Annotated in this window: 1 protein-coding gene; it reads left to right on the forward strand. The window is 63.6% G+C overall.

Annotation, left to right across the window (positions count from 1 at the left end; all coding sequences use genetic code 11):
• A partial coding sequence (locus ACYVDE_RS25070) for a murein hydrolase activator EnvC family protein (protein WP_460504230.1) occupies positions 1 to 734 on the forward strand: 734 nt, incomplete at both ends.

Below are 734 nucleotides of genomic sequence, written 5' to 3' on the forward strand. Positions count from 1 at the left end.
GCACCCAGCCCGCGCGCCGCGCCAGCACCGGCAGCGCCCGTGGCAAAAGCAAGGAGCAACTGGAGCGCGAGCGTCTGGCCAACCTGCGCCAGATGGAGCGCGCCAGCCAGGCCCTCGACCAGACGCAAGCCAAGAAGAAGGTCAGCCTGGGCCAGCTCAACATCATCAGCGAAAAGCTGACGGTGAAAAAACAGGTGATTCGCGGGATTTCGACCCAGTTGCAAGGCATCGAAACCAACGTGCACCAGACGGTGCGCCAGGTAGTGCAAACCCAGCAGACGCTGGCCCAGCTCAAGGCCGAGTACGCGCGGCTGCTTTACACGGCTTCCAAAACGGCCAACGGGTTCAACCGCATCATGTTTTTGTTTGCGTCGGACTCGTTCAACCAGTTCATGCTGCGGCTGCGCTACATCCGGCAGTACACTGAGGAGCGGCAGCGGCAGGCCGCCCGCATCGTGGGCACGCAGTACCGCCTGCACGAGCAACTGAACGGCCTCACCAAGCAGCAGCAGCGCAAAAGCAGCCTGCTCAACAGCCAACTCACCGAAAACCGCAACCTACTCAACCTGAAGTCGAAGGAAGACGAGATGGTGCAGCAGCTCAGCCAGCAGGAACAGGGCCTGCGCCAGGAGCTGGAGGAGCGCCGCCAGGCCGTGAACCGCCTCGACAACCTGATTGCGGTGCGCGTGCGCGAAGAAATTGTGCGCGCCGCGCGGGCCGCTCGCCTCGCCGCC

This window comes from Hymenobacter agri, from assembly GCF_054778495.1.